The sequence below is a fragment of the Luteimonas sp. MC1895 genome (assembly GCF_016457215.1).
Taxonomy (GTDB): Bacteria; Pseudomonadota; Gammaproteobacteria; order Xanthomonadales; family Xanthomonadaceae; genus Luteimonas.
Map to the genome: position 1 here is coordinate 428,936 of NZ_JAEMDY010000001.1, position 15,481 is coordinate 444,416.

Genomic DNA, 15,481 nt, shown 5'->3' on the forward strand with positions numbered 1-15,481 from the left:
GTGCGGCGGCTTTCGAATGCGGCGCGCGTCCTGCTCGCGCTTGCCCTCGGCGCCATCATCGGCCTGGCGTTGTCCTACAGCGACCCGGAACTCGGCGCGCGTGCGGCCGACCTGGTGCAGCCGATTGGCCGGCTCTGGCTCAACGCCCTGCAGATGACCGTGGTGCCGCTGGTCGCGGCGCTGGTGGTGCTTGGCGTGAACTCCGCCACCGACGCGGCCGCATCAGGCCGCACCGCCCGCCGCGCAATGGCGGTGTTCGCCGTGCTGCTGATCGCCTCGGGCAGCTTCACCGCGTTCATGGCCCCCGGCCTGCTGTCGCTGGTGCCGCGCGACCAGGCCCTCGTCGACGCCTTCCGGCTGGCCATCGGCGCCGACGACACCATCATCGGCCGTGCTCCTTCGTTCGGCGAGTGGATCACCACCGTCATCCCCAGCAACGCGCTGGCCGCCGCCGCGGCGAACGCCATGCTGCCGCTGGTGGTGTTCTCGCTGTTCTTCGGCTTCGCCGCCACCCGCATCGAACCCGAGCGGCGCGCGCGCCTGCTGGAGCTGGTGCAGGCGATCGCCGACACCATGATCCAGGTGGTGCGCTGGGTGCTGTGGGCGGCGCCGCTGGGCGTGTTCGCGCTGGTGCTGGCGGTCTGCGCCCGCGTGGGCCTGGCGGTGCTGGGCGCGCTGGGCTGGTACGTGCTGCTGCTGTGCACGCTCTACATCATGGTCACCCTGCTGCTGTACGGCGTCGCGCGCCTGGTCGCCAGGGAGCCGGTGCGCCGCTTCATGGTCGGCATCTTCCCGGCGCAGGTGATCGCGGCCAGCACCCAGTCCTCGCTCGCATCACTTCCGGCGATGATCGACTGCGCCCGCACCCGGCTCGGCTACCCGCTGCACGTCACCGCACTGGTGCTGCCGATGGCGGTGTCGCTCTTCCGCATTACCAGTCCGATCCAGTACATCGGCGTGGTCAGCTTCATCAGCTGGATGTACGGGCTGGACCTGAGTGGACTGCAGATCGGCACCGCCATCGTGCTGTCGGCGCTGATCAGCATGGGCTCGGTGGGCCTGCCCGGCCAGGTGAGCTTCATGACCAACAACCTGCCCGTGACCCAGGCCATGGGCCTGCCGGTGGAGCCGCTGGGCCTGCTGCTGGCGGTGGACAACATCCCCGACATGTTCTCGACCGTCGGCAACGTCACCGGCGACCTGACGGCGACCGCCGTGGTCAACCGCCTGGAGGCCGGCGGAGCGTGATAACACCGTAGGAGCGGCTATAGCCGCGATTGCGGGAGAAGGGCATCGCGGCTATAGCCGCTCCTACAGGGTGATGCGACGGGTTTATCGCCCAGTGGGCGCGCGGCCGGCAAATCACCGGCTCTTCGACGTCCGCATCTCCAGGACGCGCGACGGCGGGGCGAAGGTGTCGGCGCGCGCGACGTCCCAGAAGGTCTTGAAGACGGCATGTCGTTCGGGCACCGCGCCCGCCAGCAGCTCACCCGGCTGCAGGAAGTGGTAGATGCTGGCCAGCGAGCTCACATGCATCTGCGAGACCCGGCGCACGATGTGCTCAGGCCCCAGCTCCGCCGGTGACGACAGCCCCGACGCACACAGCAGGTCGCGCAACGCCACCATTGTGTTGCGGTGGTAGTTGGCCACGCGCTCGCCCTTGTCCTGCACGTCCAGGTGTTTCCAGCGGCGCGGATCCTGGGTCGCGATACCGGTCGGGCAGCGATCGTTGTGGCAGCTGCGCGCCTGGATGCAGCCCAGCGAGAACATGAAGGCGCGGCCGGCGTTGCAGAAGTCGGCGCCGATCGCCAGCGTGCGCGCGATGTCGAAGGCCGAGGTGATCTTGCCCGCCGCGCCCACACGGATCTTGTCGCGGAGATCGAGGCCCACCAGGGTGTTGTGCACCAGCATCAGCGCCTCCTGCAGCGGCACGCCGATGTGGTTGACGAACTCCACCGGCGCCGCGCCCGTACCGCCCTCGGCGCCGTCGACCACGATGAAGTCCGGCAGGATGCCGGTCTCGCGCATCGCCTTGGCCACGCCGAACCACTCCCAGGGATGGCCGATCGCCAGCTTGAAGCCCACCGGCTTGCCGCCGGCCAGGCCACGCAGCCCGGCCACGAACTCCAGCAGCCCCACCGGCGTCCCGAACGCCGAATGCTGGGCCGGCGAGTTGCAGTCCACGCCCACCGGCACGCCGCGCGTCAGCGCGATCTCCGGCGTCACCTTCGCGCCGGGCAGCATCCCGCCATGGCCGGGCTTGGCGCCCTGCGACAGCTTGATCTCGATCATTTTGACCTGCGGATCCGCGGCATTGGCCGCGAAGCGCTCCGGGTCGAAGCGCCCTTCCGCATCCCGGCAGCCGAAGTAGCCCGAACCGATTTCCCACACCAGGTCGCCGCCGTACTCGCGATGGTAGGGCGAGATCGAACCCTCGCCGGTGTCGTGGTAGAAGCCGCCGCGCTTCGCGCCCAGGTTGAGCGCACGGACCGCGTTGGCCGACAGCGAGCCGAAGCTCATCGCCGAGATGTTGAACACGCTCGCGTCGTAGGGAGCCGCGCCACCGGCGCCCACCGTGGTGCGGAAGTCGTGCCCGGCCAGGTGGGTCGGCACCAGCGAATGGTTGATCCACTCGTAGTCGTTGCCGTAGACGTCGTGGATGGTGCCGAACGGCACCGTGTCCTGCACGCGCTTGGCGCGCTGGTAGACCAGCGCCCGCTGCTCGCGGGAGAACGGCACCTCCTCGGTCTCGCGCTCGATGAAGTACTGGCGGATCTCCGGCCCCACCGACTCCAGCCCGTAGCGGAAATGGATCAGCACCGGATACAGCTGCCGCAGCGTGCTGATGCGCTGGCTGACGTCGAGCAGGCCCAACAGCGACAGCGCGCCCGCGACCGCCGCCACCCACCACCACCCCGACGACCACGTCAGCGCCAACACGATGCCCAGCAGGCAGATGGCGATGCAGGCGAACCAGGCGGTATAGCGGTAGGTCATCGGAAAAACCGGAGGCGCGCCCCGCTGGCGCAGGCCTGATCCTACGTCACCCGATGATGTGACTCGGTTGCGCGAGCGGCGCGGCTGCATCGCTGGTGCCCGGGGTGGGAATCGAACCCACAAGGCCTTGCGGCCGGAAGATTTTAAGTCCCCTGCGTCTACCTGGTTCCGCCACCCGGGCCATGGCGCGCCCCGTGGCCGGGGGTGCGCAACCGGTTGAACGCGTGAAGGCCGCGCAAGCGGCCTCGCACGTGCGGGCGTACTGGGCGTGCTGGGGCGCGAAAAAATTGAGTTGGTGCCCGGAGTGGGACTCGAACCCACACTTGGCCGCGAGGCCGGGGGATTTTAAGTCCCCTGCGTCTACCGATTCCGCCATCCGGGCAAGCTCTCCTGCCGCCGGCGCTGGCGGCGCGGAGTGTCAGGCGCTGTTGCGTAAACGCTCGCGCGCGGACGCGTGCCGGTCGGACGGGTCGACGTCGTTGACGGGATCATCGGCGCGCGCGTCGGCATCGCTCTGCGCCATGGCCGGCGCCGCGCCGTCCTTGCCAACGGCTCGCGCGGTGCGCCGCGCGGTGGTGCCCGCGCTGCGGGATCCCGCTGCATGCTTGCCAGCGCCTGGCACCATCGGCAGCGGAACTTCGCTGCGGCCGCGTGCCTTGTGCGCACGCTCCGGCATCGGGCCGAACACGGGCAGCGCGCGCAGCACGGCGAAGAAGCGCAGCGTCCTCTGGCGATGCGTGCTCAGCGCGTACCAGCCCAGGCACAGCGCGAGGAACCCGGCCAGGATCAGCATGTTGGGCACGTCCAGCCGCATCAGCTGGCCGGCCACCAGGCCGGTGCCGAGGCTGAAGAGGGTCAGCACGAGTGCGGCCTGGGTCGGGCCGAAGCCGGCGTCCTGCATGAAGTGGTGGATATGGTCACGGCCGGCCGAAAACGGCGAGCGGCCTTCGCGGACGCGGCGCACGGTCAGCACGAGGCAATCCAACACCGGGATCGGCAGCAGCCAGAGCGCCAGCACCGGGTTCACCGGATGGCCCGAGTTCTGGGTCAGGCGGAACACTACCCAGGCCACCAGCAGGCCCAGCCAGGCACTGCCGGCGTTGCCCATGAAGGTCTTGGCCCGCGGCTGCCAGGGGAAGCGCATGTTGTAGAGCAGGAAGGCGCAGACCGCGCCGGCGATGACCAGCGAGATGCGCGCCAGCGACGGGTTGCCGGCATAGACGGCCGCGCACGCCAGCATCACCAGGCAGGCCGCGACCAGCGAGCCGGCGAGGCCATCGGCGCCGTCGACCATGTTGATGGCGTTGATGATGCCGACGGTGGCGAACACGGTGAACGGCACCGAGATCCAGCCCAGCTCGCCCATGCCGAACACGCCGCCAAGGTTGGCCACGCTCACGCCGGCGCCGTAGATCATGATCAGCGCGGCGACCACCTGGGCCAGCACGCGCCAGTACCAGCGCAGGTCATAGCGGTCGTCGTACAGGCCGATGCCGACCAGCAGCAGCGACGCGGCGACGAAGGAGAGCATGGTCGCGGTGGCGTGCTCGCGGATCAAAGGCAGCACCACGATGCAGCCGACCACCATCGCCAGGCCGCCGATTATCGGGGTCGGATGCGCGTGGTCCTTGCGGCCGACGGGGAAGTCGAGGAGGTTCAGTCGCGGCGCCAGGGGATGCAGGACCCGCATGACGCACCAGGTGGCGACGGCTGCGAGCAGCGCGTAGGCCAGTCCAATTTCGTTCGCAAGTTCCAGCATGTCCATGTCGATTCCCTGGACCCCTCATGGGCCCGCCCTGCGTGACCGAAGCAAGCTTCGGGCCACTCGCGCAGATGCGCAGCAAGCCACGGATTCTACACGATTGTTGCATTGCACCACGTGATGGACGCGGTCACCGGCACAAACTGCTGCCACGCGTCACACCGCATCGCCAGCCTGAATACACGCAGGAGCCGCTACAGCGGCGAAGGCGGAGCGTCCCGCCGGGACGCAGCCACTGTAGGAGCGGCTACAGCCGCGATAGCGGAGCGTCCCGGACAAGGCACACAGCCACTGTAGGAGCGGCTATAGCCGCGATAGCGGGGCGTCACAACCAGGGCGATCGCGGCTGTAGCCGCTCCTACAGGGGGGTGGATATCGGCCGGGGCGATCGCGGCTGTAGCCGCTCCTACAGGGACGAAGCCGAGGGAGGCGCCAGATCAGCTGTAGTACCCGCGGTACCACTCGACGAAGTTGGCGACGCCCTGTTCCACCGAGACGATCGGGCGGTAGCCGACGTCGGCCACCAGCGCGCCCACGTCGGCCTCGGTGTCCGGCACGTCGCCGGCCTGCAGCGGCAGCATCTCCATCACCGCCTTGCGGCCCAGGCACTCCTCGAGCACTTCGATGTAGCGCAGCAGCTCCACCGGCTGTTCGTTGCCGATGTTGTAGATCCGGTACGGCGCGACGCCGCTCGAGCCGGGGTCGGGGGACTCGCCCTGCCACGCCGGGTCCGCCACCGCCGGCCGGTCCAGCGCGCGCACGATGCCTTCGACGATGTCGTCGACATAGGTGAAGCTGCGGCGGTGGTGGCCGTGGTTGAAGACCTTGATCGGCTCGCCGGCCAGGATCGCCCTGGTGAACAGGAACAGCGCCATGTCCGGCCGGCCCCAGGGCCCGTAGACGGTGAAGAAGCGCAGGCCCGTGGCCGGCACGCCGTAGAGGTGCGCATACGAGTGCGCCATCATCTCGTTGGCCTTCTTGGTCGCCGCGTACAGCGTCAGCGGATGCTCGGTGGGCTGGCGCTCGTTGAACGGCATGGCGCGGTTGGCGCCGTAGACCGAGCTGGTCGAGGCGAACACCAGGTGCTCCACTCCGTGGTGGCGGCAGCCTTCAAGCACGTGCAGCGTGCCGGTGACGTTGCTCGATACATAGACATGCGGATTCTCGGCGGCATAGCGCACGCCGGCCTGCGCGGCCAGATGCACCACCCGGTCGGGCCGGTGCGTCGCGAACACGTCTTCCACCGCCGCGCGGTCCGACAGGTCGGCCTGCACGTGGGCATAGCCCGGGTGGTCCATGAAGCGCGCGAGCCGCGCCTTCTTCAGGTTGACGTCGTAGTAGTCGTTGAGGCTGTCGAAGCCGACGACCTGGTCACCGCGCGCCAGCAGCTGCAGGGCGACATGGCTGCCGATGAAGCCGGCGGTGCCGGTGACGAGGACTTTCATTGCGAGGCTCCGGTCGGGGAGGCGGCATGATACCCGCCTCCCGCCCGGGGCCGCGGCGGCACCGCGCGGCGCTGGCCGCGCGGCACCGCAGGCCCGGCGTCAGGCCGCCTTCTGCGCAGCCTTGCCGCTCCTGGCCAGGATCGCCAGCTTCTCGTCGGTCGCGCGCTCTTCCTTGAGGTTGGCCTCGAGCAGCGGCAGTGCGTCGCGGTAGCCCAGCTGGGTCGCCAGCACGCACAGGGTGCTGTAGGACGCGATCTCGTAGTGCTCGGACTTCTGCGCGCCGCCGATCAACGCGGCATCGCGCACCGGGCCGGCTTCCACTTCTTCGATCACTTCCTTGGCCTCTTCCACCAGGCCTTCCATCGCTGCGCACTTGATGCGCTTGAGCTTCAGGCCCTGCTTCTCGACCAGCTGGTCGATGCGCTCGATCTGGCCCAGGGTCTCCTCCAGGTGGGTCTCGAACGCAGCCTTGAGGTCGGGCGCCTCGGCCGCGCGCGCCATGCGCGGCAGCGCCTTGCTCATCTGCTTCTCGGCGCTGTACATGTCCGAAAGCTCGTGGATGAACAGGTCTTCCATCGTTTTGACAGCCATCGTGATGTCCTCGGTTTGGGGGTGGAGCGGAAAGATCGCGCCGGCCTGATCCATCCGGCGTGAAGTCCTCAGGGCGTCAGCACCACCTTGCGGCACTCGTCGTCCTGGGCGTTGAACATCTCGTAGCCCTTGGCCGCATCCTCAAGCTTCATGCGGTGCGAAATGATCACTTCGGGCTTCAGCCGGCCCTCGCCGATCGCCTCCAGCAGCTCGGGCATGAAGCGCTGCACATGGGTCTGGCCCATCTTGAAGGTCAATCCCTTGTCGAAGGCGTCGCCGAACAGGAAGCCATGGATGAAGCCGGCATAGACGCCCGGCACGCTCACCGTGCCGCCCCTCCGGGTGGCGGCGATGGCCTGGCGGATCGCCTTGCCGCTGGAGCCTTCCAGCTTGAGGTTGGTCATCACCGTTTCGGTGACGCTGCCCTTGGCCTCGAAGCCGACCGCCTCGATGGTCGCGTCCACGCCCCGGCCCGCGGTCGCCTCAACGATTGCCCCGGCGGGGTCGTCGACCTCGTCGAAGTTGATCGGGATGATGTCGTAGGTGGCGCGCGCAAAGGCCAGCCGATGGGCGTTGTCGTCGATCATGAAGATGGTCGCCGCACCGAGCATGCGTGCGCAGGCCGCGGCCATCAGCCCCACCGGCCCCGCGCCGAAGATCGCCAGCGAGGAGCCCGGTTCGACGCCGGCGTTGATCGCCGCCTGGTAGCCCGTGGGCAGGATGTCGGACAGGAACAGCACCTGTTCGTCGGACAGCACGTCGGGCACCACCAGCGGACCGACGTTGGCCTGCGGCACGCGCACCAGCTCGGCCTGGCCGCCGGGCACGCCGCCGTACAGGCGGCTGTAGCCGAACAGCGCCGCCGGCGGCTTGATCTGCTTGGCATTGAGGATCGCGCCGCGGCCGGTGTTGGTGGTCTCGCAGCAGGCGTATTCGCTCAGCAGGCAGTGGAAACACTGCCCGCAGGCGATGACGAAGGGAATCACCACGCGGTCGCCGCGCTTGACCCGCGTCACCGCCGGGCCTGCGTCCTCGACGATGCCCATGAACTCGTGGCCGAGGATGTCGCCATCCTCCATCGCGGGGATCTTGCCGCGGTAGATGTGCAGGTCCGAGCCGCAGATCGCGGTGGCGGTGACGCGCAGGATGATGTCGTCGGCGGCCACCAGCGAAGGGTCCGGCATGGTTTCGACGCGGACATCGTGCTTGCCCTGCCAGGTGAGTGCGCGCATCGGAGATTCCAGTCTGCTTCGCCGCTTCGGGCGTGGCAGGCCAGACTGGTCGCGAAGCCGTGATCCCGGCGTGGTGCGCTGGTCAGCCGGCGCGCTGCGCGTGGCTGACCTGGCGGGCGAACACGTTCGGATCCTGCACCGCGCGTACCCGGGGGAGCCCCAGGGCCTCGCCCAGGTAGCGCGCGTTGGCGCCGCCCAGCCAGACCGGGATCTGCGGCTCCAGCTCGGCGTCCAGCACGCGAAGCGCCTCCAGCGCGGCCCGCGCATGCCCCGGATCCACCGAGCTCACCGCCACCGCCGCCGCGCCCAGCCGGTTGGCGACCCGCGCAAGCTCCGGCGCCGGAAGCTCGGTGCCGAGGTACAGCACCGGCAGGCCCATCTCGTGCAGGTGCAGCGCCGCGCCCAGCAGGCCGAGCTCGTGCGGCTCGCCGCTCAGCGTCGCGAACAGCACGCGCGGCCGCCGTTCGCGCGGATGCTGGTTCAGGATCGACAGCAGGCGCGCGCGCAGCATGCTGCTGACCAGCCGCTCCTGGGCGATCGCCAGTCGGCCGTCGGCCCAGCGCTGGCCGATCTCGCGCAGCAGCGGCATCACCACGCGTTCCAGCAGCACCGGCAGCGGAAGCGTGGCGATCGCGACCGACAGCTCGCGGTCGAAGACGTCCACGCGATAGTCCGCCACCGCGTCCAGCAGCTGCGCCGGCAGCGCTTCCAGGCCGCCGTAGCCGGCGTGCCGGCGCTCCTCCAGCAGCTGGTCGAGGGCGGCATCGTCCAGCCCCGCCAGGTCGCGGATCGGGTGGCCGCGATCGGTCAGGCGATGCAGCTTCGCCAGCCGCTCCACCATCTCCGCGTCGTAGAGGCGCCGCCCCTGCCCGTCGCGCAGCGGGACCACCGCGCCGTGGCGGCGCTCCCACGCGCGCAGGGTTTCGGGGGTCAGTCCACTGAGTTCGGCGGCGGCCTTGACCGGGTACATGCCGGCGAATGTACAACGAACGTACAAGCCCTGCATGTACACAGGTCTAACCGCCGCGGACCGAGACTGGCGCCGTCACCCCAACCCAAGGATTCGACATGTACGTCCCGTCCCGCCTCCGCCTGCTCACCGCCGCGCTGGCCCTGGGCCTCGCGGCCCCGCTCGCCTACGCCGCCCCCGCCAGCGATGCCGCTGCCCCGGCCAAGCCGGCGCGCGCCACCGCCGACATCGTCGACACCGCCGTGGCCGCCGGCCAGTTCAAGACGCTCGCCGCCGCGCTGCAGGCCGCCGGCCTGGTCGACACCCTGAAGGGCCCCGGCCCGTTCACCGTGTTCGCGCCCACCGACGCCGCGTTCGCCGCGCTGCCGGCCGGCACCGTCGAGTCGCTGCTGAAGCCGGAAAACCGCGAGAAGCTCACCGCCATCCTCACCTACCACGTCGTCGCCGGCCGCTACCCTGCCGCGCGCGTCGCCGGCCTGGACAGCGCCCCCACGGTCAATGGCGGCACGGTCGACATCAAGGCCATGGGCGGCAACGTCACCGTCGACGGTGCCCGCGTCACCAAGGCCGACATCAACGCCAGCAACGGCGTCATCCACGTCATCGACAAGGTCCTCATGCCATGAAAGCCATCAACCTCCTCACCCTCGTGCTCGTGATCGTCGGCGGCATCAACTGGGGCCTCGTCGGCCTCGCCCAGTTCGATCTGGTCGCGGCGATCTTCGGCGGCCAGGATGCGCTGCTCGCGCGCGTGGTCTATGTCCTCGTCGGCCTGTCGGCGCTGTGGCAGATCGTGCCGCTGCTGAAGGCCGGCGATACCGGCGAAGTCCGCGCCCAGGCGCGTCGCTGAGCAACGCGCGGTCGCGTGATCCGCGACCGCGCCACGGCCCCCGAGCACCATGTCCACCGCCGTCATCTGGTTCCGCGACGATCTCCGCCTGCGTGACCACCCCGCCCTGCAGGCCGCACGCAGGGCGGGCCTTTCTCCGCTTCCGGTGTACATCCACTCCCCCAGCGAAGACGGTGGGTGGGCACCGGGGGCGGCCTCCAATGCCTGGCGCCACCGTTCGCTGGCCGCGCTCGACGCGTCGCTGCGCCAGCGTGGCTCGCGGCTGCACGTGTTTGCCGGCGACAGTCTGGCCACCCTGCAGGCGATCACCCGGGCGACCGGCGCCGAAGCCGTCTACTGGAGCCGGCGCCACGAGCCCGTCGCCGCCCGGCGCGACGAGGGCGTACGCCGCGCGCTGCGTGCCCAGGGCCTGCGCGCCGATGCCTGGAATGCCAGCCTGCTGTTCGAGCCCTGGCAGCTGGAAACCAGGGCCGGCGATCCGTTCCGCGTCTTCACCCCGTTCTGGAATGCCGCGCGTCGCGCCTGGGCGCCGCAGTCGCCGTTCCCGGCGCCGAGCGAGCTCCCCGCGTTCCCGACGGCGCTGCCCGGCGAGACCACCCTCGATGCCCTCGGCCTCAAGCCCGATCTCCACTGGGACGACAGCTTCTGGGCGCACTGGACGCCCGGCGAGGCCGGTGCCGACGCCGCGCTGCAGGCCTTCGTCGCCGGCGGACTGACCGACTACCGCCGCGGTCGCGATGTCCCGTCGCAATTGCTGACCTCGCGCCTGTCCCCGCATCTGCACTTCGGCGAGATCGCGCCTTGGCGCGTCGTCGATGCCGTCGCCAGCGCCGGCCCGGTGGAAGAGCGCGCCGCCTTCGTCCGCGAGATGGCCTGGCGCGAGTTCGCCGTGCACGTCCTGCACCACTTCCCGCGGACCACCGACGCCAACTTCAATCCGCGCTTCGACGACTTCCAGTGGGCCGCGCCGGATCCGGGCCTGCTGCGCGCCTGGCAGCGTGGCCGCACCGGCGTGCCGATCGTCGACGCCGGCCTGCGCGAGATGCGCGCCACCGGCTGGATGCACAACCGCGTGCGCATGGTCGTGGCCAGCTTCCTCACCAAGCACCTGCGCCTGCACTGGCTGCAGGGCGCGCGCTGGTTCTGGGACAACCTGGTCGACGCCGACCTCGCCAACAACACGCTCGGCTGGCAGTGGGTCGCCGGAACCGGCGTCGACGCCGCACCCTACTTCCGCATCTTCAACCCGGTGCTGCAGGCGCGGAAGTTCGATCCCGACGGCGCCTACATCGCCCGCTGGGTGCCGGAGCTGCGCGGCCTGCCGGCGACGGCCCGCCACGCGCCGTGGGAAGCCGCCGCGAACGGCCGGGCCACCGGCCTGTATCCACCGCGCCCGATCGTCGACCTGGCCGAAGGCCGCGCGTCCGCGCTCGAAGCGCTCAAGCGCATCCGCACCGTCCCGCCCGAGGAGCAGGACTGACCGGCCGTTCACGGCGGCCGCCACAAGGTGGCCGGACTGCCCACGCCAAGGTGCGTCCCGATGAGCCTGGTCGAATACCGCCGCAAGCGCAGCTTCGACAAGACCCGCGAACCCGAGCCCGGCAAGCCCCTGCCACGCGGCAAGCGCGCCATCTTCGTCGTCCAGCTGCACCACGCCAGCCGCCGCCACTACGACTTCCGCCTGCAGGTCGGCGACGCGCTGAAAAGCTGGGCGGTGCCCAAGGGTCCGAGCTACGACCCCTCGGTGAAGCGCATGGCGGTGGAGGTGGAAGACCACCCGGTCGACTACGCCGGTTTCGAAGGCGAGATCCCCAAGGGCGAATACGGTGGCGGCCACGTCGCGCGCTTCGACCACGGCGTCTGGTCGACCGAGGGCGATCCCGAGGCCCAGCTGGCCAAGGGCCACCTCCGGTTCGAACTGTTCGGCGACAAGCTCAAGGGCGGCTGGCACCTGGTGCGCTCGGGCAAGCCGGCGAAGCAGCCGCAGTGGCTGCTGTTCAAGGACAAGGACGCCTGGGCCGGCGAACTCGAAGCCGACGACCTGCTGGCCGGCGTCACCGCCCCGCCCGCGGCCGACCTGAAGCGCGCCGGTGCCGGCAAGGCGGTCAAGAAGAAGCTGGCCACCGTCCCCGCGCCCAAGGGCCGGCGCAAGGACTGGTCGAAGCAGGCGCTGGCGCTGAGCGGCGCGAAGAAAGGCAAGGCGCCCGAAGGCCCGTTCGAACCGCAGCTGGCCAAGCTGCACGAGACGCCGCCCGAGGGCGAGCAGTGGCTGCACGAGATCAAGTGGGACGGCTACCGCATCCTCGCGACCATCGCCGAGGGCGAGGTGCGGCTGTGGTCGCGCAATGCGCTGGAGTGGACCGACAAGCTGCCGGAGATCCGCGCCGCGATCGAATCGCTGCGGCTGGAGTCGGGCGCGCTGGACGGTGAGCTGATCGCCGGCGGCGGCACCAAGGACGACTTCAACCTGCTGCAGTCCACGCTCTCTGGCGAGCGCCAGGGCAGCCTGGCCTACGCGCTGTTCGACCTGCTGCACCTGGACGGCGTGGACGTGTCGAATGCGCCGCTGGTCGAGCGCAAGGCCCTGCTGCAGGCGCTGCTGGAAGGCGCGGTCGGGCATCTGGCCTACAGCTCGCACACCGTCGGCGACGGCACCGCGGCCTATGAGCTCGCAGGCCAGAACGACTTCGAAGGCATCATCTCCAAGCGCGCCGACCGTCCCTACCACCCCGGCCGCAGCGACGAATGGCGCAAGACCAAGCAGCTGGCCAGCGACGAATTCGCCGTCGTCGGCTACACCGCGCCCAAGGGCAGCCGCACGGGCTTCGGCTCCCTGCTGCTGGCCAAGCCTGATGCGGAACACGGCTGGCTGTACGTCGGCCGCGTCGGCAGCGGCTTCAATGACCGGCTGATGGCGGAGGTCACGAAGAAGCTGCCCAAGCGCGGCGAAAAGCAGCCCACTGCCCACGTCGGCACCACCGACACCGACCTGCGCACCGCCACCTGGTTCGCGCCGAAATTCGTCGTCGAAGTCTTCTACCGCGGCATCGGCCGCCAGAAGCTCCTCCGCCAACCCTCCCTGAAAGCCATCCGCCCCGACAAGAAGGTCACCGACCTCCACGATTCCGACCGCAGTCCGCCCGCCCCCGCCAAACCCCCCGCCCGCCGCGCAACCGCCGGATCCACGCCCGCCCGATCCACCCCCGCCGGATCCACCGCCGCCGGATCCACCCCCGCCGGATCCACCCCCGCCGGATCCACCCCTGTAGGAGCGGCTAAAGCCGCGAAAAAACCCACCAGAAAAACCGCAAACCCCACCACTCCCACCACCAAAAAACCTGCCAAAAAACCAGAATCCCCTCCCCGCCAACCCCCAACCCTCTCCAGTCCCACCAAACTCCTCTACCCCGACATCCGCGCCACCAAACAGGACGTCTGGAACTACTACACCGCCGTCATGGACCACCTGCTGCCCGAGGTCCAGGGCCGCCCCGTCTCCATCATCCGCTGCCCCTCCGGCTCGGAGAAAACCTGCTTCTTCCAGAAGCACCTCACCGCCGGCCTCGAGCTCGTCTCCACCCAGCGCCTGAAGGAAGAAAGCGGCGGCAACGCCGACTACCTCGTGATCGAAGACGCCCCGGGCCTGCTCGAACTCGTGCAGTTCAACGCGCTCGAGTTCCACCCATGGGGCGCGCACGCCGCCACCCCCGACACCGCCGACCGCGTCATCTTCGACCTCGACCCCGGCCCCGGCGTCAGCTTCGCCGAGATCAAGGCGGCCGCCACCCAGATCCGCCGCCTGCTCGAACAGGCCGAACTCGAATCCTTCCTGCGCGTCTCCGGCGGCAAGGGCCTGCACGTCGTCGTGCCGCTCAACCCCGGCTGCGACTGGGACCTGACCAAGCGCTTTGCCCAGGGCTTCGCCCAGGCGCTGGCGCAGAGCGAACCCGACCGCTACGTCGCCACTGCCACCAAGGCCAAGCGCAACAAGCGCATCTTCATCGACTACCTGCGCAACGGCCGCGGCGCCACCGCCGTCGCCTCGTACTCGCTGCGCGCCCGCCCGCGCGCGCCGGTCGCCATGCCGATCGCCTGGAGCGCACTGGCCAAGCTCGACCGCCCCGACCCCTTCACCATCCAGGACGTCCCCGCGATGCTGAAGCGCCGCCGCAAGGACCCCTGGGCCGACATCGCCAGGATCAAACAAAACCTAGCCCGCTGGTCCACACAGCCCGACTGACCCCGGGTGCCCTCGCCCCTGTAGGAGCGGCTACAGCCGCGATCCCACCCCCCCACTCGCTATCATGTCTCCCCACCCCCGGAGACCTCCACCGCCATGGCCAAAGCCAACCCCCTCCAGGAACAACTCCTGAAAGCCGGCCTGGTCAAGAAGTCCAAGGTCTCCGAAGTCGCCCGCCAGCAGACCAAGGCCCGCCACGGCAAGGCCGAAGCCCCGGCCGCCGACATCCAGCGCGATGCCGAGCGAGCGCGGCTGGAGAAGGTCGAGCGTGACCGCGCACTCGAAGCCGAGCGCAAGGCCCTCGCCCGCCAGTCCGAGCTCAAGGCCCAGGCGCGGCAGATCATCCAGGACAAGAAGGTGCCACGCACGGGCGACAGCGAGTACCGCTTCACCGCCGATGGCGCGATCCGCACGCTGCTGGTGGATGACGATCTGCGGAAGAAGCTGTCGTCAGGTGCGCTGGTGATTGCGCGGCTGGGGGATCGGTACGAGCTGCTGCCGCGCGCGGCGGGCGACAAGGTGCGCGAGCGCGCCCCTGAATTGATCGTGCTGGACCATGGTCAGCCGGGGGATGCGACGGACGCGGCGACGAGTGAGGACGACGCGTACTACGCGCAGTTCCAGGTGCCGGACGACCTGGTCTGGTAACCGCCAGTCCCGCCCCGCCCGACCCTTCCACTGTAGGAGCGGCTATAGCCGCGATCACAAGCCACGGCAAAGCGATCGCGGCTATAGCCGCTCCTACAGAAGCGAAAGGCCGGGCGTAAGCCCGGCCTTCTGCGTTGCACCTGATCCGCAAGGATCAGAAATCAAACCGCACCTGCACCTGCGCCAGGTCCACGTCCACGTCGTCCATCTCGAAGCGGCTGTACTCGCTGCGCAGCGCGAAGGTGTCGGTGAAGCGGTACTGCAGGCCCAGGCCGTAGGTCGGGTCGGTGCCATTGTCGGAGGCGCTGCCGATGCCGGCGGCGCGGGCGTCGGCGTCCCAGCTGTGCACGCCGGCCTTGGCGTAGCCGCTGAACTTGTCGGTGAAGGGCAGCGTGCCGACGGCGACCAGCGAGACGGTGTCGGCTTCCAGCGCGGCCACGTCGCCGTACTCGATCTTGCCGAAGTCGGTGTAGCCCAGCTCGAAGCCCCAGTTCGGGTGCAGCTGGTAGCCGCCGTAGATCTGGAAGCCGGTCTCCTCTTCGTCCAGCAGGCCTTCGTCGACCATCGACTGGCCGATGCCGGCGCCGGCGTAGAAGCCGACGGGCTCGGCGGCCTGCGCGCCAAAGGACAGCGCGCCGAGGGCGGCGGCGAGGACGGTACCGGCTAGGAGGTTGGTGGTGTTCATGGGTGGAGCTCCTGTGTTCTGTGAGTCACGCCCCAGAACATGGAGGCTTCACGCGCAGAAC

General features: G+C 69.7%; 13 protein-coding genes and 2 tRNA genes. 6 read left to right on the forward strand and 9 right to left on the reverse strand.

Features of this window, described 5'->3' with window-relative positions:
* Nucleotides 1-1,248, forward strand: coding sequence for a cation:dicarboxylase symporter family transporter (locus JG616_RS01875; RefSeq protein WP_199361572.1), 1,248 nt, complete (start codon nucleotides 1-3; stop codon nucleotides 1,246-1,248).
* Nucleotides 1,249-1,362: 114 nt separating this feature from the next.
* On the opposite strand, the gene JG616_RS01880 is transcribed toward JG616_RS01875, so the two are convergent.
* The 8 genes from JG616_RS01880 to JG616_RS01915 form a co-directional block, all read right to left on the reverse strand.
* The gene (locus tag JG616_RS01880) at nucleotides 1,363-2,997 is read right to left on the reverse strand and encodes an FMN-binding glutamate synthase family protein (RefSeq protein WP_199391491.1); all 1,635 of its coding nucleotides are present in this window, start codon (nucleotides 2,995-2,997) and stop codon (nucleotides 1,363-1,365) included.
* A gap of 93 nt (nucleotides 2,998-3,090) precedes the next feature.
* A tRNA-Leu gene (locus tag JG616_RS01885) sits at nucleotides 3,091-3,178 on the reverse strand.
* Between the two features lie 112 nt (nucleotides 3,179-3,290).
* Nucleotides 3,291-3,379: transfer RNA gene (locus JG616_RS01890), tRNA-Leu, on the reverse strand.
* A 36-nt stretch (nucleotides 3,380-3,415) separates the two neighbouring features.
* On the reverse strand, nucleotides 3,416-4,762 hold the full coding sequence (locus JG616_RS01895) for an MraY family glycosyltransferase (protein ID WP_199391492.1): 1,347 nt from the start codon (nucleotides 4,760-4,762) through the stop codon (nucleotides 3,416-3,418).
* Nucleotides 4,763-5,196: 434 nt separating this feature from the next.
* Nucleotides 5,197-6,204 carry an NAD-dependent epimerase gene (locus JG616_RS01900; protein WP_199391493.1) on the reverse strand — a complete coding sequence of 336 codons (1,008 nt, stop codon included), beginning with the start codon at nucleotides 6,202-6,204 and terminating at the stop codon, nucleotides 5,197-5,199.
* A gap of 99 nt (nucleotides 6,205-6,303) precedes the next feature.
* Nucleotides 6,304-6,795: a ferritin-like domain-containing protein gene (locus JG616_RS01905; RefSeq protein WP_199361576.1), complete on the reverse strand. Its 492-nt coding sequence runs from the start codon at nucleotides 6,793-6,795 to the stop codon at nucleotides 6,304-6,306.
* A gap of 68 nt (nucleotides 6,796-6,863) precedes the next feature.
* Nucleotides 6,864-8,027: a zinc-dependent alcohol dehydrogenase gene (locus tag JG616_RS01910; RefSeq protein ID WP_199391494.1), complete on the reverse strand. Its 1,164-nt coding sequence runs from the start codon at nucleotides 8,025-8,027 to the stop codon at nucleotides 6,864-6,866.
* Between the two features lie 82 nt (nucleotides 8,028-8,109).
* Nucleotides 8,110-8,997, reverse strand: coding sequence for a MerR family transcriptional regulator (locus tag JG616_RS01915; RefSeq protein WP_199391495.1), 888 nt, complete (start codon nucleotides 8,995-8,997; stop codon nucleotides 8,110-8,112).
* 98 nt (nucleotides 8,998-9,095) lie between these two features.
* Here JG616_RS01915 and JG616_RS01920 point away from each other — a divergent pair, with 98 nt between their 5' ends.
* The 5 genes from JG616_RS01920 to JG616_RS01940 all read left to right on the forward strand — a co-directional run bounded on the left by JG616_RS01920 (nucleotide 9,096) and on the right by JG616_RS01940 (nucleotide 14,735).
* Nucleotides 9,096-9,623: a fasciclin domain-containing protein gene (locus JG616_RS01920; RefSeq protein WP_199391496.1), complete on the forward strand. Its 528-nt coding sequence runs from the start codon at nucleotides 9,096-9,098 to the stop codon at nucleotides 9,621-9,623.
* The gene (locus JG616_RS01925; RefSeq protein WP_199391497.1) at nucleotides 9,620-9,847 is read left to right on the forward strand and encodes a DUF378 domain-containing protein; all 228 of its coding nucleotides are present in this window, start codon (nucleotides 9,620-9,622) and stop codon (nucleotides 9,845-9,847) included. The genes JG616_RS01920 and JG616_RS01925 overlap by 4 nt, the downstream gene beginning before the upstream one ends.
* A gap of 49 nt (nucleotides 9,848-9,896) precedes the next feature.
* Nucleotides 9,897-11,327: a deoxyribodipyrimidine photo-lyase gene (locus JG616_RS01930; RefSeq protein WP_199391498.1), complete on the forward strand. Its 1,431-nt coding sequence runs from the start codon at nucleotides 9,897-9,899 to the stop codon at nucleotides 11,325-11,327.
* Nucleotides 11,328-11,387: 60 nt separating this feature from the next.
* Nucleotides 11,388-14,087: a DNA ligase D gene (ligD, locus tag JG616_RS01935; RefSeq protein ID WP_199391499.1), complete on the forward strand. Its 2,700-nt coding sequence runs from the start codon at nucleotides 11,388-11,390 to the stop codon at nucleotides 14,085-14,087.
* Nucleotides 14,088-14,183: 96 nt separating this feature from the next.
* Nucleotides 14,184-14,735, forward strand: a complete 552-nt coding sequence (locus JG616_RS01940; RefSeq protein ID WP_199391500.1) for a DUF2058 domain-containing protein — start codon at nucleotides 14,184-14,186, stop codon at nucleotides 14,733-14,735.
* A gap of 154 nt (nucleotides 14,736-14,889) precedes the next feature.
* Here JG616_RS01940 and JG616_RS01945 read toward each other — a convergent pair whose 3' ends face one another.
* Entirely contained in the window at nucleotides 14,890-15,420 is a 531-nt protein-coding gene (locus tag JG616_RS01945) for an outer membrane beta-barrel protein (protein ID WP_199391501.1), read from the reverse strand.
* Nucleotides 15,421-15,481: the final 61 nt, after the last annotated feature.